The 25,598-nt window shown below is 48.2% G+C and carries 26 protein-coding genes, 1 tRNA gene and 2 other annotated features; of the genes, 19 read left to right on the top strand and 8 right to left on the bottom strand.

The features are described 5' to 3' along the window. The first annotated feature begins 3 nt into the window (after positions 1-3). From DESHY_RS02240 to DESHY_RS02225, 4 genes are read left to right on the top strand one after another with little or no spacing between them, the layout of a single operon-like run. Positions 4-906, top strand: coding sequence for an ABC transporter ATP-binding protein (locus tag DESHY_RS02240; protein ID WP_008410111.1), 903 nt, complete (start codon positions 4-6; stop codon positions 904-906). Then, the gene (locus DESHY_RS02235) at positions 907-1,851 is read left to right on the top strand and encodes an ABC transporter ATP-binding protein (RefSeq protein ID WP_008410110.1); all 945 of its coding nucleotides are present in this window, start codon (positions 907-909) and stop codon (positions 1,849-1,851) included. Further along, on the top strand, positions 1,823-2,932 hold the full coding sequence (locus DESHY_RS02230) for an ABC transporter permease (RefSeq protein ID WP_008410109.1): 1,110 nt from the start codon (positions 1,823-1,825) through the stop codon (positions 2,930-2,932). The genes DESHY_RS02235 and DESHY_RS02230 overlap by 29 nt, the downstream gene beginning before the upstream one ends. 21 nt (positions 2,933-2,953) lie before the next feature. Further along, complete coding sequence (locus DESHY_RS02225; RefSeq protein WP_008410108.1) at positions 2,954-3,526, top strand: TetR/AcrR family transcriptional regulator; 573 nt, start codon at positions 2,954-2,956, stop codon at positions 3,524-3,526. Between the two features lie 16 nt (positions 3,527-3,542). Here DESHY_RS02225 and DESHY_RS02220 read toward each other — a convergent pair whose 3' ends face one another. The 5 genes from DESHY_RS02220 to polA all read right to left on the bottom strand — a co-directional run bounded on the left by DESHY_RS02220 (position 3,543) and on the right by polA (position 9,064). Next, positions 3,543-4,184 carry a lytic transglycosylase domain-containing protein gene (locus DESHY_RS02220; protein ID WP_008410107.1) on the bottom strand — a complete coding sequence of 214 codons (642 nt, stop codon included), beginning with the start codon at positions 4,182-4,184 and terminating at the stop codon, positions 3,543-3,545. Between the two features lie 36 nt (positions 4,185-4,220). Next, positions 4,221-4,820, bottom strand: coding sequence for a dephospho-CoA kinase (gene coaE, locus DESHY_RS02215; protein ID WP_008410106.1), 600 nt, complete (start codon positions 4,818-4,820; stop codon positions 4,221-4,223). A gap of 28 nt (positions 4,821-4,848) precedes the next feature. Continuing rightward, positions 4,849-5,481, bottom strand: a complete 633-nt coding sequence (gene ytaF, locus DESHY_RS02210) for a sporulation membrane protein YtaF (protein WP_008410105.1) — start codon at positions 5,479-5,481, stop codon at positions 4,849-4,851. 67 nt (positions 5,482-5,548) lie between these two features. Beyond that, the gene (mutM, locus tag DESHY_RS02205; RefSeq protein WP_008410104.1) at positions 5,549-6,382 is read right to left on the bottom strand and encodes a bifunctional DNA-formamidopyrimidine glycosylase/DNA-(apurinic or apyrimidinic site) lyase; all 834 of its coding nucleotides are present in this window, start codon (positions 6,380-6,382) and stop codon (positions 5,549-5,551) included. Positions 6,383-6,409: 27 nt separating this feature from the next. After that, the gene (gene polA / locus DESHY_RS02200) at positions 6,410-9,064 is read right to left on the bottom strand and encodes a DNA polymerase I (RefSeq protein WP_008410103.1); all 2,655 of its coding nucleotides are present in this window, start codon (positions 9,062-9,064) and stop codon (positions 6,410-6,412) included. Between the two features lie 161 nt (positions 9,065-9,225). Here polA and DESHY_RS02195 point away from each other — a divergent pair, with 161 nt between their 5' ends. Beyond that, positions 9,226-10,695 carry a S41 family peptidase gene (locus DESHY_RS02195; RefSeq protein WP_008410102.1) on the top strand — a complete coding sequence of 490 codons (1,470 nt, stop codon included), beginning with the start codon at positions 9,226-9,228 and terminating at the stop codon, positions 10,693-10,695. 75 nt (positions 10,696-10,770) lie between these two features. Continuing rightward, the gene (locus DESHY_RS02190; protein ID WP_008410101.1) at positions 10,771-11,391 is read left to right on the top strand and encodes a DedA family protein; all 621 of its coding nucleotides are present in this window, start codon (positions 10,771-10,773) and stop codon (positions 11,389-11,391) included. Between the two features lie 176 nt (positions 11,392-11,567). Here DESHY_RS02190 and DESHY_RS02185 read toward each other — a convergent pair whose 3' ends face one another. Beyond that, entirely contained in the window at positions 11,568-12,269 is a 702-nt protein-coding gene (locus DESHY_RS02185; RefSeq protein ID WP_008410100.1) for a TVP38/TMEM64 family protein, read from the bottom strand. Between the two features lie 193 nt (positions 12,270-12,462). Between DESHY_RS02185 and DESHY_RS14195 the strand changes: the two genes are divergently transcribed. After that, positions 12,463-12,636 (top strand): hypothetical protein, encoded by a 174-nt coding sequence (locus DESHY_RS14195; protein WP_162829791.1) that lies wholly within the window; start codon positions 12,463-12,465, stop codon positions 12,634-12,636. A gap of 93 nt (positions 12,637-12,729) precedes the next feature. Here DESHY_RS14195 and pdaB read toward each other — a convergent pair whose 3' ends face one another. Beyond that, positions 12,730-13,476, bottom strand: coding sequence for a polysaccharide deacetylase family sporulation protein PdaB (gene pdaB, locus DESHY_RS02180; RefSeq protein ID WP_008410099.1), 747 nt, complete (start codon positions 13,474-13,476; stop codon positions 12,730-12,732). Between the two features lie 128 nt (positions 13,477-13,604). On the opposite strand from pdaB, the gene DESHY_RS02175 reads away from it, so the two are divergent. Together DESHY_RS02175 and DESHY_RS02170 are read left to right on the top strand one after the other, a co-directional pair. Further along, positions 13,605-14,777 (top strand): D-alanyl-D-alanine carboxypeptidase family protein, encoded by a 1,173-nt coding sequence (locus DESHY_RS02175; RefSeq protein WP_008410098.1) that lies wholly within the window; start codon positions 13,605-13,607, stop codon positions 14,775-14,777. A 221-nt stretch (positions 14,778-14,998) separates the two neighbouring features. Further along, a tRNA-Val gene (locus DESHY_RS02170) sits at positions 14,999-15,075 on the top strand. 495 nt (positions 15,076-15,570) lie between these two features. Here the strand turns inward: DESHY_RS02170 and DESHY_RS02165 are convergent. Continuing rightward, the gene (locus DESHY_RS02165) at positions 15,571-15,813 is read right to left on the bottom strand and encodes a hypothetical protein (protein WP_008410097.1); all 243 of its coding nucleotides are present in this window, start codon (positions 15,811-15,813) and stop codon (positions 15,571-15,573) included. A gap of 167 nt (positions 15,814-15,980) precedes the next feature. Here DESHY_RS02165 and DESHY_RS02160 point away from each other — a divergent pair, with 167 nt between their 5' ends. The 10 genes from DESHY_RS02160 to DESHY_RS02115 all read left to right on the top strand — a co-directional run bounded on the left by DESHY_RS02160 (position 15,981) and on the right by DESHY_RS02115 (position 25,476). Further along, positions 15,981-17,102 (top strand): hypothetical protein, encoded by a 1,122-nt coding sequence (locus DESHY_RS02160; protein WP_008410096.1) that lies wholly within the window; start codon positions 15,981-15,983, stop codon positions 17,100-17,102. A gap of 205 nt (positions 17,103-17,307) precedes the next feature. After that, the gene (gene ytxC / locus DESHY_RS02155; RefSeq protein ID WP_048817802.1) at positions 17,308-18,210 is read left to right on the top strand and encodes a putative sporulation protein YtxC; all 903 of its coding nucleotides are present in this window, start codon (positions 17,308-17,310) and stop codon (positions 18,208-18,210) included. A 121-nt stretch (positions 18,211-18,331) separates the two neighbouring features. Beyond that, complete coding sequence (locus DESHY_RS02150) at positions 18,332-18,937, top strand: DUF445 domain-containing protein (RefSeq protein WP_008410094.1); 606 nt, start codon at positions 18,332-18,334, stop codon at positions 18,935-18,937. Positions 18,938-18,976: 39 nt separating this feature from the next. Then, positions 18,977-19,192, top strand: a binding site (T-box leader). Between the two features lie 52 nt (positions 19,193-19,244). Further along, positions 19,245-21,158 carry a threonine--tRNA ligase gene (gene thrS / locus DESHY_RS02145; RefSeq protein WP_008410093.1) on the top strand — a complete coding sequence of 638 codons (1,914 nt, stop codon included), beginning with the start codon at positions 19,245-19,247 and terminating at the stop codon, positions 21,156-21,158. A 79-nt stretch (positions 21,159-21,237) separates the two neighbouring features. Then, positions 21,238-21,367: a sequence feature (ribosomal protein L20 leader region), on the top strand. Positions 21,368-21,395: 28 nt separating this feature from the next. Further along, complete coding sequence (gene infC / locus DESHY_RS02140; RefSeq protein ID WP_072866154.1) at positions 21,396-21,917, top strand: translation initiation factor IF-3; 522 nt, start codon at positions 21,396-21,398, stop codon at positions 21,915-21,917. 15 nt (positions 21,918-21,932) lie between these two features. Continuing rightward, positions 21,933-22,127, top strand: a complete 195-nt coding sequence (gene rpmI / locus DESHY_RS02135; RefSeq protein ID WP_008410091.1) for a 50S ribosomal protein L35 — start codon at positions 21,933-21,935, stop codon at positions 22,125-22,127. 39 nt (positions 22,128-22,166) lie between these two features. After that, positions 22,167-22,523, top strand: a complete 357-nt coding sequence (gene rplT / locus DESHY_RS02130; RefSeq protein ID WP_008410090.1) for a 50S ribosomal protein L20 — start codon at positions 22,167-22,169, stop codon at positions 22,521-22,523. 158 nt (positions 22,524-22,681) lie between these two features. Continuing rightward, positions 22,682-24,016: a TrkH family potassium uptake protein gene (locus tag DESHY_RS02125; protein ID WP_008410089.1), complete on the top strand. Its 1,335-nt coding sequence runs from the start codon at positions 22,682-22,684 to the stop codon at positions 24,014-24,016. 12 nt (positions 24,017-24,028) lie between these two features. Then, a complete protein-coding gene (locus DESHY_RS02120; RefSeq protein ID WP_008410088.1) occupies positions 24,029-24,682 on the top strand; it encodes a potassium channel family protein in 654 nt (217 codons plus the stop codon). Continuing rightward, positions 24,682-25,476 carry a TrmH family RNA methyltransferase gene (locus DESHY_RS02115; RefSeq protein ID WP_235695500.1) on the top strand — a complete coding sequence of 265 codons (795 nt, stop codon included), beginning with the start codon at positions 24,682-24,684 and terminating at the stop codon, positions 25,474-25,476. The genes DESHY_RS02120 and DESHY_RS02115 overlap by 1 nt, the downstream gene beginning before the upstream one ends. The last annotated feature ends 122 nt before the right edge of the window (positions 25,477-25,598 follow it).

Raw genomic sequence — 25,598 nt, 5'->3', positions numbered from 1 at the left:
ACCATGATCAAAACCGAGAGCTTGTGCAAAAGATTTGGGGCGTTAACGGCGGTTGACAGGGTCTCCCTGCATGTTGAGGCCGGGGATATCTTTGGACTGGTTGGTCCCGACGGGGCCGGTAAAACAACATTGATCAGGATGATCTGCGGTTTGATTACCCCCGACAGCGGCAGTATAGATTTGAGGATTCCCCGGCAGCTGGCTTCCGATAAAGGTTTCTTTGGCTATATGCCCCAAAAATTTAGCCTGTACGGAGACTTGACCGTTATGGAAAACATCAGTTTTTTTGGCTCAATGTACGGCTTAAGCCGGGAAGTCATCCGGCAAAGGGCAGACCAAATTTTACAAATTACCAACCTGATCAACTTTAAACAAAGTTATGCCGACAACCTCTCCGGGGGTATGAAACAAAAACTGGCACTGACCTGCGCATTGATTTCCCGACCCGCACTGCTGGTGCTGGATGAACCGACTTTCGGGGTAGACCCGGAGTCCCGCAAGGAGTTTTGGAAAATTCTTTACCGGTTGAACAGAGAGGGAATGACCATTCTGGTGTCAACTCCTTACATGGATGAGGCAGAGCTTTGTAAAAAAGTTGGTTTTATGAACAACGGAAAACTGGCAGCCGTTGAGACTCCCAAACAATTAAAAGCGAACTATCCCTATAGAATATTGGAAGTCAAGGCAACCACCCGGGAGCCGGAAATATTCAACCATTTGGAGGAGGTTATTGATACCAACTTCTATGGGGATAAGTATCACGTTGTTGTAACGGATAGGACCAGGGCAGAGGAAGCAATACTTGCAACTTTGAGCCGGCAGGGGATTCAATTGCTTTCTTTGCAAGAAATTCCCCCCTCCATGGAGGATGTCTTTGTGGCGCTGGCGGAACTTGAGGTGATGTAAATGGATTATGTAGTGACAACCAGTAAACTGACCAAAACATTTGGCTTTTTTACTGCTGTCAATCAATTGTCCATCAATATACGTCCGGGAGAAATTTATGGCTTTTTAGGACCCAACGGTTCCGGGAAATCTACCACTATCAGGATGCTGTGCGGTATTTTGGAACCCACTTCCGGTTCAGGCAAAGTACTGGGGTTTGACCTGGCCACCGAGGCGGAAAAGATAAAACCCCATATCGGCTACATGTCACAAAAATTCAGTCTTTATGACGATTTAACGGTTTATGAAAACCTTAATTTTTATGCCGGGCTGTACAGTGTGCCCTGGCGGGAGCGGCAACATAGAATTCAGGAAATGGTGGAGATGGCCAACCTCACAGGACGGGAAAAAGAATTGGCGGCCAATTTAAGTGTAGGCTGGAAGCAGCGCTTGGCCCTGGGCTGTGCCATTATTTCCAAACCTGCGATCCTGTTTTTGGACGAACCAACCAGCGGCATCAGTCCCACCAGCCGCAAAATGTTTTTTAATATCATTCAAAGGCTTGCCAATGAAGGGACCACTGTGATGGTAACCACCCATTTTATGGATGAGGCCGAGCGCTGCAGCAGCATTGCCTTTATTTCTGAAGGAAGCTTGATTGCCAATGATACCCCGGATAATCTGAAAAACAAGGTGATTGAAGGGGTGCTGGCAGAGCTGGAGATCGAAGACCCCATGGGAAAACTTCAGGAAATTGAGCAACTGCCTTACGTGAAGGAATGCTCGGTTCACGGTGCCCTGCTGCACGTTTTGCTGGAAAAGGAACAGAACCTGGTGGATTTGCAAACCTATACAAAGGCCCGGGTCAATAAAATTACCCCGTCGCTGGAGGATGTTTTCATCGCTCTCTCCAGAAAGAAAAGGAGGGTGAAGGCCGGTGAGCAGGATATTATCTGTGCTCCATAAAGAGTTCCTGCAAATGAAAAGAGACAGGCTGACCATCGGACTGGTCTTTATGCTGCCTCTGGTGCAACTGCTGCTGTTTGGTTTTGCCATCCAAACAGAGGTTAAGCATATTCCCACGGTGGTGTTTGATCAATCCCTGTCTGCTGAAAGCCGCGAACTGCTGGAGTCTTTTACGGCATCGGGCTACTTTGATATTACCGAAGTGGCAGGAAGTTATGATGATGTAACCCGTATGATTGATAAAGGTGCCGTTAAAGTAGGGATTATTTTCCCGCCTGATTTTGCCGTAAGCGTCAGGAAGGGGGAGACAGCGCCGGTGCAAGTCCTGGTTGATGCCACCGACAGCATGGTTTCCAATTCCGCCGTCGCCACCGCCAATGCCATAGGACTTTTAAAGGCACAAAAGGTTATCGTCCAGAAGACCGGCGCTATCACCCCGCCTTATGATATACGGGTGCGTCCTTGGTATAATCCGGACGGCATTACCGCCTATTACATGGTTCCGGCCATTTTGGGGATTATTGTCACCATGACCATGGTGATGATGACTTCCATGGGGATCGTCAGGGAGAGGGAGCGGGGAACACTGGAACAGTTAATCGTAACTCCCATTAAATCATATGAACTAATGATCGGTAAGATCATCCCCTACATTGCTCTGGGTTATGTGCAGATTACGGTGGCCCTGCTGGTGGGGACCATCGTGTTCGGGGTACCTATCCGCGGCAGCCTGCTGCAGCTGTACCTGTTGACCTTATTCTTTATAACCGCTTCACTGGGCCTGGGGGTCTTGATTTCCAACCTGGCCAAAACGCAGATGCAGGCCATGCAGATGTCCTTTTTCATCCTGCTGCCCAGCATTTTGTTGTCCGGTTTTATGTTCCCCAGGGATGCCATGCCGCCGGTTGTACAGTACTTGAGCAATTTGATCCCCTTAACCTTCTATCTCACTATCATCCGGGGCATCGTATTGAAGGGCATCGGCTTTTCTTATCTCCTGCCGCAGGTGACGGCCTTGCTGGTGTTTACGGTGGTACTGATGGTGCTCAGTATTGCCAAGTTTAAGAAAAAGATTGCTTAGTCTTATACAGGTGGTGATAAAGTGGCTACCCGGGAGAGAATTGTTTTGTGTTTTAAGAAGTTGTCCGAAGAAAGGGGCTTTTACGGAGCCACTGTAGACGAACTGGCCGCCCGTAATAATATGAGTAAACGAACCATCTACCGGTATTTTAAGAGCAAAGAGGAGATCATCGAGGCCGTTTTACAGATGACCATGCTGGAGATCGAAAGGGGAGTTCTGGAGATTCTGGGCAGTTCGGAGAACCCCATTGAAAAGATTACCGGATTTGTTAAATTTTTATCGGAAAAATTACGCTCATTTAACCCCAGGATTATGGGCGATTTGCAAAGACATTACCCGGAGATGTGGGAAAGGGTGGAAAAGTTCAGGGGGGAGAAAATCAAATATCTGGCTCAAATTATGGTGGAAGGCAGCAAAGAGGGTTATTTTAAAGAAATGAACCCCACCATTGTTACCGCCTCCCTGCTGGCCGCCGTTCGGGCTGTGGTGAACCCGACCTTCATTTTGGAAAACAACCTGACCCCCGAAGAAGCCTTTAAAACAATTATGCATACCTTTTTGTACGGCATCGTTGCCAAAGATAGCCTGGGATAGCCTGGCACCTAGGTTATTAAGTTATTGCAAAGGCAAAACCAATCCCCGTCCGGTGAGACGGGGATTGTGTGTTATACAACGGTTTGTTACCGCCGCCGTATAAATAGTTATAAACCTTGTAATTCCAAAGCACCCGTCGGATGTACTGCCTGGTTTCCCAAAAGGGAATCTGGTCTATGGTTTTGTGTTCACCTGTCCAGTGCTGTTCGTTCAGCCAGCTTCTCACATTGCCCCGGCCGGCGTTATAGGCAGCGGTGGCCAGTACCAGGTCACCGTTAAATTCATCCAGTAAGTCTGCCAGATACCAGGTACCTAAACTGATATTAATTTCAGGATTATATAATTTGTCCGGGGCTACCGGACCGCCCCCAATTTGCTGGGAAATCCAATTGGCAGTGTCCGGCATAATTTGCATTAGCCCCCTGGCTCCTTTGGGTGAGGTGGCTCGGGCGTTAAAATTACTTTCGGTTTTAATAACTGCTGCTACCAGGAGGGGATCTAACTTATTAGCTGCCGCATAGTGGTAAATCACTTCCTGATGCTGCAGCGGATACCACCGGCGACCTATATCCCGGTGATTGAACCAAAGCAACAGCAAAGCCAGCAGCAGCAGGAGATTTATTTTAACATTTCGCTTGGGTTTGTGGTGAAACGACAAGGGTACCACTCCTGCTTCTTAAAGTTTTACCAACATTCAATAACCGGCGGGCAGAGAGTGCCAGATGGCTTGTACTTGCCTTTGCAGGTCTGACGGTGAACCGGCATTGTTGATAATTACATGAGCAAACTTCTTTTTTTCTTCCTGGGGCATCTGGCTGGCCATTCTTTGCCGGGCTTGCTCCGGTGTAAGCTTGTCCCTTAAGATTAAGCGCTGCAGCTGTAACTGAGGATCTACCGTAACCAGCCACACCTGATCTACAGATTTGTGCCAGCCGGCTTCAATCAATAAAGGCGCTTCCAGCACCAGTATGCCACCGGGATGAGATTTTTTAAAAGAACTTATTTGGCGGTTAATTGCATCTGCAATGCGCGGATGCAGAATGTTTTCCAGCTTTTCTTTGGCTGCCGCATCTTGGAAAATAACAGATGCCAGTTTAGCACGGTTTAGGGTTCCGTCTTCATGCAAAATACCCGGTCCAAAGGAGTTAACGATCTCCTTTAGGGCCGGGCTGTGAGGTAAAACCACCTGCCGGGCCACCTGGTCGGCATCAATCACCTGAGCGCCCAGTTCTTTTAAGTATTTTGCCACAGTACTTTTGCCGCTGGCAATATTTCCTGTTAAGCCGATCAGCATAAGGCCAACTCCTTGTTTTACTGCGTCGTTAACGTATTTTAAAAATCCCCATGGCAATCAATATACAGCCTGGCAGCAGGGCAATCCGCTGTCCTAAACCGGTACAGGCAAATGAGCGGCCCAGCAGCAGACCTGCATAGGTAAGAATAATATGCCCGATACCCACTACAGCAGCGGTTAGCAGCGGGCTAAAACCAAACATTGAAACAGCAAAACCGGCGCCAAAGGCGTCCATGGCCAGGGCAGCACCCAGCAGCAGGGCCTCCCGGGCAGAAATGATACCCGACCGGTCCAGGTCGGCCCTGACAGGTTCGCGCAGCACTTGAATAACCAGCCCCAGGGATTTAATTCTGATTTGCATAACGGTTTGTTCAGCCAAGGTTTCTTCCGGCCGGGTCTCTCGCAAGGATTGTACAAAAATCCAAATACCCACCAGCAGTAAAAGAATGCCTCCCAGCCGGTGGGCAAAGGCCGGTGAAATTAATTGTGCTACCAGACGGCCGGCAGTCATGGAAAACAGTATAGTTAAGACTGACATGCCGCTAATGATTAACAGGGATGGCAGCGGGATGCGAATTTGGCGCAGCCCGTAAGCCACGCCGGTACCCAGAGCATCCATGTTTAAGGCCAGGGCAAAGGCAATTAACGTCAATAATTCCATGTCTTTCCCTCCCATAGACATTTTTCATCTATAGTCTATGAGGGAAGCGACACGGAGGTGCTTTCCACTATTTTGGTTTTTGACAGGCGGGACAATAGTAGGAACTGCGGCCGGCCACCTTGATGCGCTCAATGGGTTTGCCGCAACGAGAACAGGGCAGCCCGGCCCGGTTATAAACCTTAAGATGGTGCTGATAACTGCCGGCTTGGCCTTCGCCGTCCACATAATCACGGAAAGAAGTTCCCCGGTGTTCAATGCCGGATGCAATCACTTCCACTATGGCCCTGTGCAGGTTCGCAACTTCCCGGCTGCTTAATTCAGGCGCCAGGCGTTCCGGGTGAATTTTGGCACGGAACAGGGCTTCGTCGGCATAAATATTGCCCAGGCCGGCCATGAAGCATTGATCCAGCAGCAAGGGTTTGATGCGGCTGCGCCGCCGCCGCAATTCTTTTTTAAAAAATTCCCTGGTAAATTCCTGATCCAATGGTTCCGGGCCTAAATCACGTATGCCGGGCAGCCCGTAAACTTCCTCGGTGCTTGTCAACAGCAGGCGTCCGAAGCGGCGGGTATCTGCAAACCTTAAATGCTTACCGTTGGAAAGTCGGAAAATTACATGGGTATGTTTAATCAGCGGCTGATCTGCTTCGCAATAAACCAGCCGGCCGGTCATCCGCAGGTGTACCACCAGAGTAAGATGGTCGCTCAAATGGAGCAATAGGTACTTGCCGCGGCGGCCCAGCTTTTTTTGAAATTGTTTGCCGGTAATTTGCTCGATAAATTGATCAGGTTTAGGAAACCGTATTACTTCTGGTTTAAACAACTCTACATCTGTTATTACAAGGCCGCAAAGTTTTTCTTCCAAAGTACGAACTACGGTTTCCACCTCAGGCAGTTCGGGCAACCGGTGCACACCTCCGTAGGACAGTGATTAAATGGGTTTTGTATCATACCAGTTGGTTCCTAATTTAATGTCTACCATTAAGGGAACGTCTAAGGGCAAGGCATTTTCCATACAATCCCGTACCAGCACAATAAGTGGTTCAATTTCCGCGGCCGGGGCGTCAAAAATAAGTTCGTCATGTACCTGCAGTACCATTTGAGCAGTGAAGTTACCTTTTTTAAGCGCTTGGTTTATTTTGACCATGGCCAGCTTAATGATATCAGCTGCGCTGCCTTGAATCGGGGTATTTACAGCTGCCCGTTCGCCAAAGTTGCGAATGTTAAAGTTTTTACTGAACAACTCCGGCAGGTAACGACGGCGGTTGAGAAGGGTGGTAACATAGCCCCGCTCTCTGGCTTCTTTGATGACCCGGTCAATATACCGCCGAACGCCGGGGCAGCGGGCAAAATAACTTTCTATATACTGTTTTGCTTCCTGACGGCTGACTTTGAGGTCCCGGGCCAGGCCAAAATCGCTGATGCCGTAAACAATACCAAAATTAACTGCCTTGGCGCGGCTGCGCATGTCCGGCGTAACCTGATCCAGTGATACACCAAAGACTTCGGCGGCGGTGCGGGTATGAATATCCTGCCCTTGTTGAAAAGCTTCCAGAAAATTCTTGTCCTGGGACATATGAGCAAGAATCCGCAGCTCAATTTGTGAGTAATCTGCCGTTAAAATCAGGTTGCCTTGCTGCCGGGGAATAAAAACTTTACGAATACGCCGGCCGGAGGCTAATCGGATGGGAATGTTTTGTAAATTTGGTTCAGCGCTGGATAACCGGCCGGTGGCGGTAACTGTTTGGTGAAAGGTGGAGTGCAAACACCCGGTTTGCCGGTTCACCAGTGCTGCCAGCCCGTCCGCATAAGTGGACTTTAATTTGGCCAGCTGGCGGTACTGTAACAACAGGTCAACCATCTCATGTTCGGCGGCCAGTTTTTCCAGCACTTCCGCATCTGTAGAGTAACCGGTACGAGTTTTTTTGTATACCGGCAGTTTTAACTTTTCGAACAAAATGTGCCCCAATTGTTTGGGGGAGTTAATATTAAAGTGTTCGCCAGCCAGTTCATAAATTTTAGCGGCCAGGTTTTCTATATTGTGGTGCAGTTCGTCCGACAGCTCCTTAAGCCCCTGCTTATCTACCGCCACCCCGGCTATTTCCATTTCCGCCAGAATACTGACCAGGGGCAACTCCACTTCGGCAAAAAGCCGGTCTACTTCCCGCTGGGCCAGTTTTTGCCATAAGACATCCACAAGGCGAAGGACAGCCTCCGCCCGGGTTGCCAGAGCAGCTTCACCTTCCGATGGTAAAACCATACCGAGATGCTCCAGAGCAATATCCGGCAAATCATACTGTGTTTCAGCGGGGTTGAGCAGATAGGCTGCCACCATGGTGTCAAAGGCCAGATTCTGTAATTTAATGCCGTGGTGATGCAGCAGCCAGATGGCAGCCTTGGCATCGTGAAAATATTTTTTTATGGCGGCATTTTCGCAAACAGCTTTCAATATATTTAAACTGCCACCGGCAGGATTATCCGTCCTTTGTACAGGCAGCCGGCAGACATCCCGGTTTGGCACAGCCAAACAGATGGCCTTAATGCCTTGGTGCCGATCCCCTTCCAGCACAAGAGCCACCCGGCCGGCATAGCTGGTTTGCACCAATATTTCATCCCAGCCTGCCTGGTCGGCCACAGTTTGCCAACCTGCTTGATAGGTGTCCAGGGGCGGCAGAGCAGCCGTATTATCCCTGGCTGTGTCAGCCGGCCGGGCGGTTGCCGGTTGGCGTGTCAGCTGTTTAATTAAACTTTTAAATTCCAGCTCTTTAAAGATTTCTAAAAGTTTTTGCTGATCCGGCCCCCGCCAGGAGCACTGGGAAAGATCCAGAGCCATAGGTGCGTCCCGCATGATGGTGGCCAGTTTTTTTGAAAGCAGGGCTTGTTCCTCTTTACCCTGCAGCAGCTTGCGGTATCTGGGGGAGAGGTGCGGCAGGTTGGCCAAAATATTTTCCACCGAGCCGTATTCTTTCAGTAAGGCGACGGCGGTTTTTTCACCGACGCCCGGTACGCCGGGGATATTATCTGAGGGATCCCCCTGCAAGCCTTTCAGGTCAACAATTTGGCCGGGGGTTACACCAAACTTATCCCAAACTTTACCTTCGTCGAACAGCTCTGTTTCGGTAATGCCTTTTTTAGTTAGTATTACTTTGGTTTTGGGTGATACCAGCTGCAGGGCATCCCTGTCGCCGGTCAGGATTAATACGTTTAGCCCGGTGGCTTCAGCCTGGTTAACAATGGTGCCGATTAAGTCGTCTGCTTCATATCCTTCCATTTCAAAATAGGCAATGCGCATAGCCTTAAGAATTTCTTTGGCCAGTATGAACTGTGGCCGCAGTTCCTCCGGCGTAGCTTTCCGGGTACCTTTATAATCGGCATAAACCTGATGGCGAAAGGTTATTTTGCCTTTGTCAAAGGCTACGGCCACCAGGCCGGGTGCCTGTTCTTTCAGGATTTTCAGCATCATGTTGGTAAAGCCATAGACAGCGTTGGTAACCACCCCTTGACTGTTGGACAGCAGGGGGATGGCATGAAAAGCCCTGTGTATTAAGCTGTTGCCGTCAACTACAATTAATGTATCAAGGGACAAGTCAAGCACCTTCCTTATTTAGCATCATTAGTATTTTCAGCAGCCCGCTGCAAAATACCTTCAGGTCTTGAAAATAAACCTCAAGAGAACACCCAGGCAGGACTTTATTAAGAACCAGCGAAATTTAATAAGGTGAAATCATATAGTTATGAGGTGATCAATTGTTTAGAAGGTATATCCTAGCCATGATTTTGTTTTGCTTTATCTGGTCTGTGCCTGCCTATGCCGAAGAAGATAAGGCGTTGGCGGGGGCTTCGACCATTGGCGAGGTTTTTGGCTATATCAGTCGCTACCACCTTAAACAGACGGATATTGACCAATTAACCAAGGCCGGTATTAAAGGTATGCTGGAACAACTGGAGGACCCCTATACGGTATATTTCCCGCCCGGCGAGCTGGAACATTTCAGCGATGAATTAAACGGCGATTTTGAGGGCATTGGCGCCGAACTGGAAATAAAGGATCAGTATCCCTGTATTGTCCGGGTGCTAACGGGTACGCCGGCCGAGGCGGCCGGCCTGCAAAAGGGGGATGTTATCCTGGCGGTGGACGGTCAGGATGTGGCAGGCAAGGAAATATATGACATAGTTTCAATGTTGCGGGGGGAAAAAGGCACCCATGTTAACCTGACGGTAAAAAGGGACGGGCAGTCGGAGATAACTGTCAGCATTACCAGAAATACCGTAAACCTTCCCACGGTTCGTTCTGAAATGCTGTCCCATGGTATTGGCTATCTTGCTATAGAAAGTTTTGGTATGGAAACCGGTGCCGAATTTGCTGAGGCGTTAATAAAATTGCAGCAGTCAGGCAGCCGCTCGTTAATTATTGACCTGCGCAACAACGGCGGCGGTTATGTAGATGCAGCGGCAGAAATTGCGTCTTACCTGCTGGGTAAGGATAAAACAGTTTTTGTTACAGTGGACCGGGCAAAACACAGGGACGCCTTTATTACCGAACTTGATTCTCTGATTGAGGAGATGCCGCTGGTGGTGCTGGTGAATGAACAAACTGCCAGTGCAGCAGAAATCTTGGCCGGTGCCCTGCAGGACTACCAAACAGCCGTTCTGGTGGGAACTCCTACCTACGGTAAAGGCACTGTTCAGGATATTATCCCGCTTAGCAATGGCGGTGCTTTGAAATTAACCACCGCATATTATACCACACCCCGTGGGCGTTATATTGACGGCAGCGGTTTACAGCCGGATCATTGTGTTACCATACCGGAACTGCAGTTATCTATTGCTAAACAGCTGCTGCATCCAACTAAGCAAGTGATTCAATTTACCGCCGGCCAGGCTAAAGCTGTTGTCAATGATGAAATAATCCCTGTACCCGGCGGATTGTTAAAGGAACAGGGGTCAGCTATGGTACCCCTGCGTTTTACCCTGGAGGCCCTGGGTTACCAAGTAGCATACGACGGCCGGTCCCAAACTGTTAAGGTGACCGGCAAGCAGCAAGTTTGGCTGTTGCCTACAAAGAAAACCAACAGCCTGTTAAATGGGTTAACTAAACAACTTCACCTCCCGCTAAGGGAAAAGAACAACACAGTTTATATTTCGGCAAAAGACCTGATGTACCTGGGGCTGCAGGTAACCGTACAAGAAAACAAAGTTACTGTCAGCAGCAAGTAATACCGGCGGGAAGTTCCGCCGGTATTTTTTTGCCATTGAAGTCATATTTTTAAAAAACAGAGAAGGAGGGGGGAGATGGCTGAATTAACAAACTTAATTGATACCGTTTGGCAATGGCTGACTACAGTGATCGGTGCCCTGGGCTACTGGGGGATTGCTGTCGGCATGGCCCTGGAAAGCGCCAACATTCCCCTGCCCAGTGAAGTGATACTGCCCTTTGGCGGCTACCTGGTGTTTTGCGGGCGGTTGGATTTTTGGTGGACTGTGCTGGCAGGTACCCTGGGAGGTACCTTTGGTTCGGTGGTTTCTTACTGCCTGGGGCGCCTTGGCGGCAGGCCTTTTTTGGAAAAATACGGCCGCTGCCTTGGCCTTAACCGTCAAAAACTGATGATGGCCGACCGTTGGTTTGCCCGTTACGGCGAAGCTACCGTTTTTTTTACCCGGTTAATGCCCGTTGTTCGTACTTTTATTTCACTGCCCGCCGGCATTGCCGGTATGAATTTGCAAAAATTTGTCTTCTATACTGTATTGGGATCACTGCCCTGGAGTATCTTACTGGTTTATGCCGGTTATGCCCTGGGTGAAAACTGGCAGGCCATAAAGCCCTGGTTTCATCGGGCGGATGTTGTGGTGCTCATATTGTTGGGAGGTATCCTGATGTACTGTTTGTATCGCAAGCGGCAAGCCAAAAGATAACCCCGGGTATTATCCCGGGGTCAGAGTGTTGCCAAACATTAGCGGTGGTTTATGATCCCCTTTGGCTCCTTACGCTCATCAAGTGCTGTGACCGGTGCTTCGACAAGTCGCCGACAGGGGATCATAAAACCACCTCACTTTGTTTTACAACCTTTGTCGACAGTCTGCCCCGGGTATTATCCCGGGGGTGTCTTGGGAGGGGCCTCACCGGAGGTTTTTTTTAGTTTTCTTGAAATTAACGGCCAGGCCAGCAAGGTTAGCAGGATCAGCAGTAAAGTTATCTTGGTGGCCATACCTTCCGCCACGCTAAAACTGTGTCCCAGGGCGGTATAAATAATAATTTCGGGCAGTTTGCCTACGGCGGTGGCGATAAAAAAACCCCGGAAGGTCATCTTGCTTAAACCCGCCACATAGCTGATGATGCTGGAAGGTATGACCGGGATTAAACGGGCCATAAAGACCATCCAGGGGCCTTTATGGCAGCTCATGCGATCCACTTTGGACATTTGGGTTTCTTTGACAAAGCGGCAAACCAGCCCCCGGCCAAATCCCCTGGCCAGGAAGAAGGCGATGGAGGAACCGATGACAGAACCGGTTAAGGTTATTAGGATGCCGTACCAGAGGCCAAAGATAAAACCGTTGGCCCCTGCCAGCAAAAACAGCGGCAAGGGTGTAAACAGTGTCTGCAGTACCATCAGCAACAAACTGATAACAACCGTCATGGCACCAAAGGAGCGCAGATAGTCTGCCAATTGTTCCGGACTGCTATAGAGTGGTGAGCTACCCCAAAAGTGCCAGTGCGTATTTCGGGTATAATACAGAGCAGCTGTCACAATTATGCATACGGCAATTAATATAAAACTTTTACGTTTTATCATTATAGATAACCCCTAACTCATCGATTGCGGCCCAGCATTAATATATCAGAACCGGGATGTTTTGAAAAGAACCAGGCAATTCTTACCGGGTTATCATATATTATTAGGTTTAATTTTAAAAGGTATAAGGCCAAGTAAAATAATTCAGGGACTTGCCCTGAATCAGAGTGTTGCCAAACATTAGCGGTGGTTTATGATCCCCTTTGGCTCCGGTCTACGCACCGACAGCACTGTGATTCGCTCCGGTCGCCCTTGGGGTCGCCTCAAACGGGCCATCCTGGCCCGGTTCGGCTGGCGCCCACATCCTGTGGGCGCCCCCCCAATGGCTCCTTTCGCTCATCAAGAGCTGTGGCCACGCGTCGACTAGTCAGGGGGGGGGGGATCATAAAACCACCTCACTTTGTTTTACAACCTTTGTCGATACTCTGAATACAGGGACTTGCCCTGAATTTTTGCCTGTTTAATCAATGGCAGGAGACCCCATGGTCAGCAGTTCTGATACCGTCACCAAGCGGTACCCCTGCTTTTGCAGTCCCTCCAGCACCGGTGGCAGAGCAGCCGGCGTTTGCAGACAGGTATCGCTGGCATGCATTAATATAATGGCTCCCGGCTTAACCTTTTTTAACACATTATTGACAATAACATCAACGCCTGGTTTTTTCCAGTCCAGGGAATCCGCACTCCATTGAATTACTTTATAATTAAGTTCTTCGGCGGCAGTTAAAACCAAGTTATTCCAGTCACCGTTAGGGGTACGGATAAGGTTAGGTGCGACGCCGGTTACTTGTTTTATTTTTTCATGGGCAGCGAGTATATTTTTCTTTATTTCTTCTTTGTTATACTGGCTGAGATTTACATGTTCTTCGCCATGGCTGGCAATTTCATGGCCTTCGGATACAATCCGCTGCGGAAATTCAGGATGCTTAACTACCCAGGGACCGGATACAAAAAACGTGCATTTAACATCATACCTTTTTAAAGTATCGAGTACCGGGCCGGGTACTTTGGTTCCCCAACTGATATCAAAGGTTAAGGCTGCCACTTTTTCATCGGTTTTAACTTTATAAATTGCATATTTTTTTCCTGTCACCGTCACCGCTTGCTGGCGGTAAAGTAAGGTACCGAAAAATAACGCACAAATAAATATGGCACCCAGCAGCATTAACTGTTTTCTGCATTTGCGCCAATCAAAAATATATGCCTTCATTTTACAAAACACCTCCCTGTCAATTATTAATACTTGCCTGCCTTGGCAAATATGATATTTTATTGCAATTGTTACCTGTTATGGGTCGGCCCTTAGAGAGAAAAAATAGGCAGGGAGGCGGATACAAGGTGAATATTAAAAAAATCAGTAGGATTTTTATGCTGGCAATATGTTTGAGTTTGAGTTATCTTGCCGAGGGCCATGCCAATCCACTGCCGGAGCAAAAGCTGCCTGAGGTTAAAGCTTCTGCGGCCTGTTTAATGGATACGGCCACCGGTCTAATTTATTACGAAAAAGAAGGAGACAAGCGGCGGGAGCCTGCCAGTTTAACGAAAGTAATGACCGCCATTCTGGCAATCGAAAACGGCAATCTTAAAGATGTAGTTACGGTAAGCAAAAAGGCGGCAGTTATTTCCATGGGCCAGGATATTGGGCTGCAAACCGGTGACAGGTTGTATTTGGAGGATTTACTTAAAGCCGCCTTGATGCATTCAGCTAACGATTCCACTGTTGCTATTGCCGAACATATTGGCGGCAGCCATGATATGTTTGTCAAAATGATGAATGACAAAGCCCGGGCCCTGGGAATGCTGCATACCCATTTCGCTAATACCAACGGATTTCATCACCCCGATCATTACACCACAGCTAAGGACCTGGCTATACTTGCTTCTTATGCCTTAAAAAATAAAACGTTTGCCGAACTGGTCAAGACTCAGGAAGCTACCATTACCTGGCTGCCGAACCGGGATGAATTGAAAACAGGCGGCGCGGCTGACCGGCTGCCTGTGCGTCGGCTGGTGCTGCATAACACCAACCGCCTGCTCCAATCAGATTTTAAAGGGATTGACGGTGTTAAAACCGGAACCACCCCACGGGCGGGCAACTGTTTAATTGCTTCCGCCACCAGAGAGGGCAGACAATTGGTGGCTGTCATCCTGCACAGCAGTAATCGCTGGTCGGATGCCATTAAACTTTTGACATACGGCTTTACCGAGGTAAAACCGGTTGTGCTGGCCGAAAAGGATGAAGTGATGGCAGAACTGCCGGTAATCGGCGGGACAGATAAAAAAGTCACCCTGGTGGCAGCTCAAAAGGTTGAAGCATACCTTGTGGCAAGCGATACAGAAAAAGTGGTACGCCGGATAACCTTAGCTCCCGCTCCGGCTGCACCGGTTAAACAGGGCAGCAAACTGGGCACAGCCACCTATTATCTTAACGGCCGGGAGATCGCTGCGGTGGATTTGGTGGCTAACCGCCGGGTAGACCGCTTATCCTGGTTCAAACGTTGGTTTAGCTAGTACGGCCAAAATAGATAGGTGCCCTGGTATATGCAGACAGGGGATTATTAACTAAGCCACAGATTTTACAGCCAAGATCGCATTATTGATAAAGATGAATATACAGGCGGTTTAATAATTCCCTGTTAGCTGCTGCCAGAGCATTTGTTAGGTTTATCTAATTTATGCTTGACTTTTTAGCTGCTATTGTGCATAATAAGTAATGCAACTGCAGGAGATAAGGGACGTTAGCTCAGATGGTTAGAGTGCTGCGTTGACATCGCAGAGGTCACTGGTTCGATTCCAGTACGTCCCACCAGAAGCCCTTAAGGGGCTTTTTTCTTTTAATTTTCCGGGCCAGGCGGGCGTCTCTTTGGCAACCCCAATGGCAACCGGAGAATTATAGTGCTGCCGGTGCGTTGTCCGGATCTAAATAGGATTATAACATCGATAAATGTTTGTCGACGCTCGAAGGGCGCAATCATCCTGATTGCGCCCTTAATACCTTCTAACGAAAGTTTAAACTGTACCAACTGTACAGCTTACCTGCAACCTCAACCGCCTTTGCCGATCATGCGAAAAATTAAAAAAACAATAACAGCCAGCGCCAGAAACGAACCAATGCTTGTCCAGTCCAAACTACTCCCTCCTTTCGTATAATACAAAATTCGCTATGCTTGCTGTTAAATCCTTTCCTTATCTTCACCGGCCGGGTAAATCTTTAATCAAGGAGCCGAACCCCAAAACGGGGTGCCGCAACGAACCGGCCACCCGGCTCGGCGACACCCCGTTTCTCTTATGTGCTGATGCCATCCTATCGCTGTTTGACACCAATAATTTCTTTAATATCGTTTATTACCGGGATAACTTGTTCCGTTAGGTTGTCTAATTTAACCAACAACTGTTGAATCTTTTCTATTTTTTCTTCCGCTTTTTGAATGGTTGCTTTAGCGTCCCAGCGGGGGAAAAAGCTCCCCCTGGCTGCCGCAATTTGACGCCGCAAGGATTGAATTTCTTTTTGGCATAACTGTTTCAGTTCCTCAGTTTCCTGCCACACGAAGAAACACCTGCCTTTTTTCCCATAATATTGCTGTGGCTGAGAATTGGTGTTTCTTTATGCAATATTTATCTGACTGAAAATTTTAAAAACAAAAATCTTTAGCGGACTTGCTTAATATACTTGTTTTAAGATGAAAAAAGGCCAAAAGAAAAGGGGTGGACTTTTTGGCTAAAAGAAGGAAAAAAAACAACAAAGTAACCAGGGAGCCGGTTAAACGAAAGAAGATTATTCTTTTTACCTCACGAGGCAGTGAAGTAAAAGTCCCCGATTACACCTGCCTTGCGAAAAAGAAAAGAAAGCAGGACCAGGGGGCGTTTGTTGATGCCACCTGCCTCCAACAGCAATGCTCCCTGCCCTTAATAACAAACCACACGTCTGCAGGCGGTCAAGCAGTAATTTACGCAGGAAAACCGGTAAAAAAGGCCGTCAGAAAAAAACGATATCCTGCCATAACTCCCTTTGTACCGGTTAGCTGTTTGACTGACGCCATATCAAAGGTAGCTGCCCTACCTTCAGTATCCCCTGTCAAATCTTTTTACCCGTACCGGCAAGTAACAGGCAGAAAAAGGTTTAAGGGAACAAGCCGGTTTGTACCGGCCGGCTGTCTTACCGACCAGGTAGCCCGGGCGTATATCTGTTTGCCGCCGGCAATTTCAAGTCCGGTTGTACCGGTGGTCAGCCAACGAAAAACGGCCGCTAATGAAATTATTTTAACTGTAAGGAGAAAACGACGCCCCCAAAGCCGGCCGACAGTTTTTGTACCCCCTCAATGCATCACGAATCAAACTGCAACTGTATATATCAGGCAGCCGCAAGCGGTCAAAAAGCGGTTGATTAACCCTTACCCGGCTTTAGCCGGCCCGGCGCCGGATATTGTAGGCGGCGGATATGGCAGGCGGGTTAAAATAACAGCTTCCTTGCCCTTTATACCGGCCAATTGCGTGACTGATCAAATATCCCAGCCTTATCTGCCGGCGGCGCCGGCTGCACATGTTATACTGCCTTTACCAAGCGGTTATCGTTATATTGATCGTCCTAACAGCCCGGATATTGTAGGGCCGTCAAGAATAAAAAGCAAGAAAAAAAGCAGCCGGTTGGTGCCTTTTGTGCCTAAAAGCTGCACAGTGGATACAGTAAAGCCCCCGCCTCAATTACACTCCGCTACTGACATGTTGGCCCAAACGGCACCGGTTGCCCGGCCTGCGGCGGGCTCGCCATCTTGGCTGCCTGTGGCAGCACTTGTTCTGGCAATATTAGCTATTATAGGATATTTTTTGTACAAATGATTTAAGCTACGGCTGCCTGAACAGCAAATTTCCTCAATTACTCCATAGTAAGGTTTCTGCTATATTTTTTACATGGGATAGCAACAGCGGATTCTGCTTATACTGCAATTAAATCAATTTAGCTTTAATTTTTCGCTGTTTTTGCACCAGTATACCAAATAAGACCTCTCATATACTAATAGTAAAGGAAGGGGTGATAGAGGAGATGAATCAATGCCTCTCCATAGGTGCCACCCAGCATATCGACCTGTTAAAGAACTTGCTGGGCCGGGAATTGAGCATGAACGAAGGTCATTACATTAATATTAAACTTACCGAAAAACCGGCGGGTAATATTACCTTTTTATCATGCAATTTTAACGGAACGCTGTGCGGTGGCAGGCGTCATGATGATGAGTTGCTGTTCCGGCATTTTGTAGCCGATATTATTTCGGATTTAATAATAAATCACTGGGAGAAGGCCATCTTAACTGATTTTATTAGGGAAAATTATTATTTTTTTAATGAAGATGAGCGGAAAGTTATTTTCCAATATGCCCAGTCCTATACCAACGGCGAACGGGTGTTGCCGGGCAGAATGGACCGCCTGGACAGGAAAAATTTGATTATCAAAAAACTGGTGGAGTTTTTGGAACAAAACGACAGTATAGTTATTGACGGTTTTATTAATTTTCGTCTTAAAGAATACTTAAATGAAATTAAAGAAGCGGTAGACCAAGCGGTAGATGATTATTTAATGGAGCGGGAGTACCGTGAATTTATACAATTGCTCAAGTATTTTGTAGAAATTCAGGAGCCTAAGGCAGAGCTGGTTAATGTTTTAATAAATGACAAGGGAACCTATAAGCTTTTTGATGCGCAAAACTATCCTATCAGCAGCGAGTTTTTGGAAGGATTTATTTTAGATATTATTGACCATGAAATAAATTATGACGATTTGCTGATCAGCGCTTTGATTACCATAGCTCCCAAAAAAATAATTTTCCATGGAGAATCCTGCGACCAAAACGGGATGGTGGCGGATACCATTGCCACTGTCAAGCAGGTTTTTGAAGGCAGGGTCAGCCAGTGCAACGGCTGTCAATTATGTCAAAAACAGCAGCAATAATAAAGGGTGCCGGTTGTTGCTAAGACAACCGACACCCTTTTTGTATGGCTGCTCTTGCACCGGCCGGTACATTTTGATATAGTTAATGTCGTCAATTGACGAATTGGAGGTAATTTGCCAAATGCATTGGTGGACGGCCATACTGATACCTGTCATTGGGGCGTTTATCGGTTGGGTAACCAACTTGATTGCGGTAAAGGCTATTTTTAAACCGTACCGGCCCATACACATCTTGGGCCTGCCGTGGACTATTCAGGGGGTAGTACCCAAAAGAAGGGCGGAACTGGCCAGAAGCATCGGCGAAGTGGTGGAAAAAGAACTGTTAAAAGTGGAAGATTTGATAAACCAGATGAAATCCCCTGAGGTGCTGGATAAAATTGTGCTTTCGGCTAACGATTCCATCCGCAACATGGTGGTAGACCGTATCCCGCCCTGGGTGCCTGTTACCATTAAAACGGTAATTTTGGAAATGATGGGGGACATGCTGAACAAACAGATGCCTCAGGTTATAAACCAAATTGTTGATCAGGCCGGCCGCAGCGTCATTGAAAAAGTGAGGCTGGCCCAGCTGGTGGAGGAACGGCTGAATGCCTATGATATTAAATACCTGGAAAAAATAATTTTATCAGTGGCTGCCAGGGAATTAAAACATATTGAAATCATTGGCGGCGTATTAGGTTTTATCATTGGTCTGGTGCAGGTGGCCATTGTTTACCTGGCAGCTTGACAATTGACAGCAGTATCAATATAATGTTGCCGTAGCTGAATATATGCGATGACGAGGAAAAGTAGGTCAGGACGGTCGTTCAGAGAGGAGGCGCCGGGGCTGTAAGCGCTTCCCGATGCAGCTGACAGAAAACCACCTCGGAGCAGTTTGCTGAATCTCAGTAAGCAAACCGGTGGTGCGGCGCCGTTATTGCCTTTGAGGTGGGAGATATGTTCTCCAACCAGGGTGGAACCGCGGATAGATCCCGTCCCTGAATTAGCAGGGGCGGGTTTTGTTTTTGTTAGGCATGCGAAAGGAGAGAAAGCAGATGATTAAAGTTACCCTTAAAGACGGCTCAGTACGGGAGTATCCTGCCGGCACCACAGTGCTGGAAGTGGCTGCCGGTATAAGTCAGGGTTTGGCCCGGGAGGCACTGGCCGGCAAAGTTAACGGTAAGACGGTTGATTTACGTTACCCGCTGCAGCAAGATGCTGTGGTAGAATTATTAACCTTTCAAGATGAAGAAGGAAGGACTGTTTACCGGCACAGTACGGCCCACATACTGGCGCAGGCGGTCAAAAGACTGTTCCCGCAGGCTAAACTGGCCATCGGGCCGGCCATTCAAGACGGTTTTTATTATGACTTTGATGTGCCACAGCCCTTTACGCCGGCCCAATTAGAACAAATTGAAGCGGAAATGAACAAAATCATTAAAGAGGATTTGCCTTTTGAGCGGGTAGAACTGTCCCGGCAAGAGGCGCTGGCGCATTTCCAAACAAGCGGTGAGCCTTACAAAGTTGAGCTTATTAATGACCTGCCGGAGGATGCCGTAATCTCTTGTTACCGGCAGGGAGAATTTGAAGATTTGTGTGCAGGCCCCCATGTGCCTTCCACCGGCCGCATTAAAAGTGTTAAGCTGATGAGCATTGCCGGTGCCTACTGGCGAGGCAATGAAAAAAACAAAATGTTGCAGCGTATATATGGCACTTGTTTTCCCAAAAAAGCCATGCTGGACGAGTACCTGTTCCGTATTGAGGAGGCCAAGCGGCGGGATCATCGCAAGCTGGGACAGGAATTAGATTTGTTCAGCATTCAGGAGGAAGGTCCCGGCTTTCCTTTCTTCCATCCCAAAGGCATGATTATCCGCAATGAACTGGAAAACTTTTGGCGCCAGGAACACAAGAAACGGGGCTACCAGGAGATCCGCACGCCTGTTATATTAAACCGCGGTCTGTGGGAACAGTCCGGCCACTGGGCCCATTATAAAGAAAACATGTATTTCACCAAAATTGATGAGGCCGATTATGCGGTAAAACCTATGAACTGCCCCGGCAGTATTCTGGTGTATAAAACCAGCTTGCACAGCTACCGTGATTTACCGCTGCGGCTGGCTGAACTGGGCCTGGTGCACCGCCATGAATTATCCGGCGTACTGCATGGCTTGATGCGGGTACGCTGCTTTACCCAGGATGACGCCCATATCTTCATGCTGCCCGGTCAAATTAAGGATGAGATTATCGGAGTCATCGACCTGTTTGATTACTTCTATAACACCTTTGGTCTGAACTATCATGTTGAATTATCCACCCGCCCGGAAAAATCCATGGGATCAGATGAAATGTGGGAAGTGGCCACCAATTCTCTGCGGGATGCCCTGGCAGCCAAGAACATGTCTTATAAAGTAAACGAAGGTGACGGGGCCTTCTACGGGCCGAAAATTGATTTCCACCTGCAGGACAGTCTGGGCCGTACCTGGCAGTGCGGCACCATTCAGCTGGATTTTCAGATGCCTGAAAAATTTGATTTGACTTATGTGGGGGAAGATGGTCAGAAGCACCGCCCGGTAATGATTCACCGCGTGGTGTTTGGCAGTATCGAACGTTTTATCGGGATCCTGACCGAGCATTTTGCCGGCGCTTTTCCGGTTTGGCTGGCGCCTGTGCAAGTACGGGTCATGCCCATTACCGACCGGCATCATGCCTATGCCGGAGAGTTGGTTAAGAAGATGGAGGACCTGGACATCAGGGTGGAATTAGATGCCAGAAACGAAAAAATTAACTATAAAATCAGGGAAGCCCAGACGCAAAAAATCCCCTATATGCTGGTTATCGGTGACCGTGAAATGGAACAAAACGCTGTGGCGGTTCGCCGGCGGGGCCAAGGAGATATCGGGGCCATGGCGGTAGATGAGTTTATCGCCAGGGTTCAGGACGAGATTAAACAAAAGGCCATATTCCAGTAACCGCTTCAATTTATGCGAAATCCTTGACTCATTGGGCAGGATATGGTATATTACTTTAGGCGTTACAAGTTAACAGCTTTTGATGAAGAAGAAGCAGCCGCTTCTCACCTTACAACCATGGTTCGTAAGGTTACGGTGTTATACAATAAGTGTTGCTTGTTGTATTGCGTCTGTAAGCGGGTGTATTGCACCCGCTTTTATATTTGGTTCCACTTAATACTATGGAGGTGATTATGTATTTCGAAAGAGCAGCGCATCAATGAGGAGATTCGAGCTCGCGAGGTACGGGTGGTAGATGCCGACAACAACCAGCTGGGTATCATGTCTGTAAAGGAAGCATTGCGGCTGGCCGAAGAACGTCAGCTGGATCTGGTGGAAGTGGCACCCCAGGCCAAACCCCCCGTTTGCCGTATTATGGACTATGGCAAATTCAAATACGAGCAAAGCAAACGGGAAAAAGAGGCCAAGAAAAAGCAGCGTATTATCCAAGTAAAAGAGGTAAAGCTGCGCCCCCGTATTGAGGAACATGACTATATAGTCAAGGCCAAAAATGCCGAGCGTTTTTTGAAAGACGGTGACAAAGTAAAGGTTACCATTATGTTCCGCGGCAGAGAAATTGTTCATACAGAACTGGGCAAGAAATTACTGGACCGCCTGGCTGAAGATTTAAAAGAACTCTGCCTTGTGGAAAGGCAAGCTAAGCTGGAAGGTAAGAATATGATTATGATTTTGGCACCAAAAAATGATAAGCAGGACTAGAAAGGAGTTGCCTTGATGCCTAAAATTAAAACCCACCGCGGTGCTGCTAAAAGATTTAAGAAAACTGCCACCGGCAAAATTCGTGGCTGGCACGCTTTTCACAGCCACATTCTTGGTAAAAAGACTGCCAAGCGTAAGCGCAACCTGCGCAAGTCTTTAATCATCAGCGAGGCGGATGCCGGACGTCTGAGCAGACTGCTGCCCTATTAATCGCTGCTAATATTGTTCAAGTAAAAGGAGGTTATTATCATGCCACGGGCTAAAAGCAGTGTGGTTTCCCGTCGTAGACATAAAAAAATTCTCAAACTGGCTAAGGGTTACAGAGGTTCCCGCAGCAAATTATTCAGGGTGGCCAATCAGGCCGTTATGAAAGCCCTGTTTTACGCTTACAGAGACCGCCGTCAGAAAAAGCGTGATTTCCGCAAACTGTGGATTGCTCGTATTAACGCCGCTACCCGTATGAACGGCCTGACCTACAGCCGTTTTATCAACGGTCTGAAAAAAGCCGGCGTTGAAGTTAACCGCAAGATGCTGGCCGATCTGGCTGTTAACGATGCCAAGGCCTTCAGCCAATTGGTGGAAGTGGCAAAAGCCAACCAAGCTTAAGAGCACTGAATATAAAACATGTATACCAATAAATAATAAAGCATGGTCATAACGCCATGCTTTTGTCTTTTTTGATTTATTGCAGATATTGGTACCCACTGCTGTGAGATTTGATATAATTTAAACGTTAATTCTTTTACCCGAAAGAAGGGAATCATTTGCAAACCAAGAAAGGTCTTCTCAGCCATCCGCCCAGGGTGCTGGTTGGTGGCTTTCTGGTGGTTATTTTAATTGGTACCGTACTGCTAACTTTACCTGTGTCATCCGCTGCCGGACACGCCACTGATTTCTTAACGGCACTTTTTACCGCCACATCGGCCGTTTGTGTGACCGGTTTGGTGGTGGTGGACACCGGCACCTACTGGAGTACCTTCGGTCAACTGGTGATCATCAGCCTGATTCAAGTGGGCGGGTTGGGGTTTATGACCATGGCGGTCATGTTCTGGCTGCTGCTGGGGCATCGCGTCACCTTTCAAGAACGCATGTTAATCCAGGAATCTCTTAATGTAATTGAATTAAGCGGGCTTATCAGGTTGGCTAAACAGGTAATTGCCCTGACACTTATTATAGAACTGACAGCAGCGCTGCTGCTGGCCCTGCGTTTTGTACCGGAATTAGGGCTGGCCCGGGGTATTGGTTACAGCCTGTTTCATGCTATTTCAGCCTTCAATAACGCCGGTTTTGATTTGTTTGGCAATTTTCGCAGCCTGACCGGGTATGTGGATGCCCCCCTGGTGAATATTACCGTTACCGGCACTGTTATATTGGGTAGTCTTGGTTTTACGGTAATGGCTGACCTGCTGCGTTACCGGGAAAGAAAAAAGTTAAGTTTGCATACCAAGCTAGTGCTTTTGGTTACTGTTATTTTACTGCTGCTGGGTATGTCGGTTTTTTTGATGCTGGAATATAATAACACGTTGGCCGGCCTGAGTGCCGGCGGCAAGTTTTGGGCCAGTTGGTTTCAAGCGGTAACGCCCCGTACGGCCGGCTTTAATACCGTTGATGTGGCGGCCATGCGACCGGCTACTTTATTTTTTATCATGATACTGATGTTTATCGGCGCTTCCCCGGGCTCTACGGGCGGCGGCATTAAAACCACCACCTTTGGCATCCTTTGCTTAGCGGTGATTTCCCTGGCCAGGGGCAAAGAGGATGCGGAGATCTTTAACCGCCGTATTCCTAAAGAACAAATTTATAAAGGGATGGGCGTTGTCTTTTTGGCCTTGTGCTGGGTGGTTTTTGCAACTTTATTGCTTGACGTTACGGAAAAGGCAGATTTTCTTAAAATAATGTTTGAAGTGGTGTCAGCCATAGCTACGGTGGGGCTTTCGGCAGGATTAACCGCCGGTCTTTCGGCAGCAGGCAAAATCATTATAATAATTACAATGTTTTTAGGGCGCCTGGGACCCTTAACCATTGCTTTTGCCCTGGCTGTCCGGCAAAAGCGAAAACAGAAGTATCGCTATCCGGAGGAACGGGTTATTATTGGTTAGGAGGCTGTTCTTATGAAACAATTTGCAGTGATCGGGCTGGGGCGTTTTGGCAGCAGTGTCGCCCGGACTCTGGCCAAAATGGGTTATGAGGTTTTGGCCTTGGATAACAGCGAAGAACGTGTTAATGACATTATTGAAGATGTAACCCATGGAATACAGATAGATGCTCTGGACGAACATGCCCTGAAGGCGGTTGGTATCCGCAATTTTGATGTGGTGGTGGTGGCTATTGGTCAGGATGTACAGGCCAGCATACTGGCCACTGTAATATTGAAAGAAATGGGTGTAAAATATGTGGTGGCTAAGGCACAAAACAAACTGCATGGCAAGGTATTGCAACGCATAGGGGCAGACAAGGTGGTTTTTCCGGAACGGGATATGGGTGTTAAGCTGGCCCATGCCTTGGTTTCCAAAAATGTGATGGAACAGATTTCCTTGTCGGCCGATTACAGCCTGGTGGAGATGCTGGCGCCTGCACAGTTTGTGAATAAAACCCTGGCCCAGTCTGAAGCCAGAAACAGATACGGGGTAAGTATACTGGCTATCCGGCGCGGTGACCAAATGATTATTTCCCCCGGTGCTAACCAGGTGATTCAAAGCGGGGATGTACTGGTTGTAATTGGCAAAACAGAAAAACTACAACTTTTTGAAACGGTAGAGATATGATGCTTACTTCAGCCCAAAATCCGAAAATCAAGTACATACGCAAATTATCCCAACGGGCCTTCCGGCAAAAAGAGAAAAAATTTGTGGTTGAGGGTATCCGTTTGGTGGAGGAAGCGCTGCACAGTGACTGGCGCACCGAGTGTTTTGTATATACTGCCCAGGCTGTTCAGTCACCACGGGGGGCTCATTTGCTGGCTAAAGCGTCACAAAGGGGAGCCCAGCTGTTTGAGGTGACAGAAAGTATAATGGCTGATCTGGCGGCCACCGAAACCCCTCAAGGGGTACTGGCGGTGCTCTGGCAGCCTGATTACCGGCTGCCGGATTTACTGGCAGCAGCCCGGCCGTCACTGGTGGTAACGGTGGACGGGGTGCAGGATCCGGGCAATCTGGGTACCATCATCCGTTCCGCGGATGCGGCCGGTGCCGATGGGGTGGTTTTACTGAAAGGAACGGTAGATCTTTATAATCCGAAAACCCTGCGGGCCACCATGGGGTCTTTGTTCCACCTGCCGGTGGTAACCGCAGCAGATGTTAAGGTTACTCTGGACTGCCTGGCAGCCGCCGGCATTACTTTAGTGGTGGGAGATCCGGCGGGCGGGCAACCGATTTTTCAGGCTGACCTCACCGGGCCGCTGGCTCTGGTAGTGGGTAACGAAGGTTCCGGACCACAGCCGGCCGTTTATGAATACCGGCATCGGAAAGTAACCATTCCGATGCCCGGGCAGGCGGAATCTCTCAATGTGGCCATTGCCACTGCCATCATGCTGTACGAAGTTGTCAGACAGAGGACATAAAATTCAGTAAACTTCCTTGTTTTGCAAAAACCCTTATGATATAATCAATGTCGAAAGGTCCCCAAAAAAGCATGAAAGGTTGTGGTTACATGCTGCTAACCGCCGAATTTTTTTGGAGGCTG

It is taken from the genome of Desulforamulus hydrothermalis Lam5 = DSM 18033 (assembly GCF_000315365.1).
GTDB classification, from domain to species: domain Bacteria; phylum Bacillota; class Desulfotomaculia; order Desulfotomaculales; family Desulfotomaculaceae; genus Desulfotomaculum; species Desulfotomaculum hydrothermale.
This window is presented reverse-complemented; position numbering and strand designations above follow the sequence as displayed.

Coding starts and splice junctions, on each gene's coding strand:
- DESHY_RS02240 (WP_008410111.1), top strand. CDS start 4: ATGATCAAAACCGAGAGCTTGTGCAAAAGATTTGGGGCGTTAACGGCG.
- DESHY_RS02235 (WP_008410110.1), top strand. CDS start 907: ATGGATTATGTAGTGACAACCAGTAAACTGACCAAAACATTTGGCTTT.
- coaE (WP_008410106.1), bottom strand. CDS start 4,820: ATGCTGATCGGCTTAACAGGAAATATTGCCAGCGGCAAAAGTACTGTG.
- ytaF (WP_008410105.1), bottom strand. CDS start 5,481: ATGGAATTATTGACGTTAATTGCCTTTGCCCTGGCCTTAAACATGGAT.
- DESHY_RS02190 (WP_008410101.1), top strand. CDS start 10,771: ATGGCTGAATTAACAAACTTAATTGATACCGTTTGGCAATGGCTGACT.
- DESHY_RS02185 (WP_008410100.1), bottom strand. CDS start 12,269: ATGATAAAACGTAAAAGTTTTATATTAATTGCCGTATGCATAATTGTG.
- DESHY_RS14195 (WP_162829791.1), top strand. CDS start 12,463: ATGATCCCCTTTGGCTCCGGTCTACGCACCGACAGCACTGTGATTCGC.
- pdaB (WP_008410099.1), bottom strand. CDS start 13,476: ATGAAGGCATATATTTTTGATTGGCGCAAATGCAGAAAACAGTTAATG.
- ytxC (WP_048817802.1), top strand. CDS start 17,308: ATGAATCAATGCCTCTCCATAGGTGCCACCCAGCATATCGACCTGTTA.
- DESHY_RS02150 (WP_008410094.1), top strand. CDS start 18,332: ATGCATTGGTGGACGGCCATACTGATACCTGTCATTGGGGCGTTTATC.
- thrS (WP_008410093.1), top strand. CDS start 19,245: ATGATTAAAGTTACCCTTAAAGACGGCTCAGTACGGGAGTATCCTGCC.
- rpmI (WP_008410091.1), top strand. CDS start 21,933: ATGCCTAAAATTAAAACCCACCGCGGTGCTGCTAAAAGATTTAAGAAA.
- rplT (WP_008410090.1), top strand. CDS start 22,167: ATGCCACGGGCTAAAAGCAGTGTGGTTTCCCGTCGTAGACATAAAAAA.
- DESHY_RS02120 (WP_008410088.1), top strand. CDS start 24,029: ATGAAACAATTTGCAGTGATCGGGCTGGGGCGTTTTGGCAGCAGTGTC.
- DESHY_RS02115 (WP_235695500.1), top strand. CDS start 24,682: ATGCTTACTTCAGCCCAAAATCCGAAAATCAAGTACATACGCAAATTA.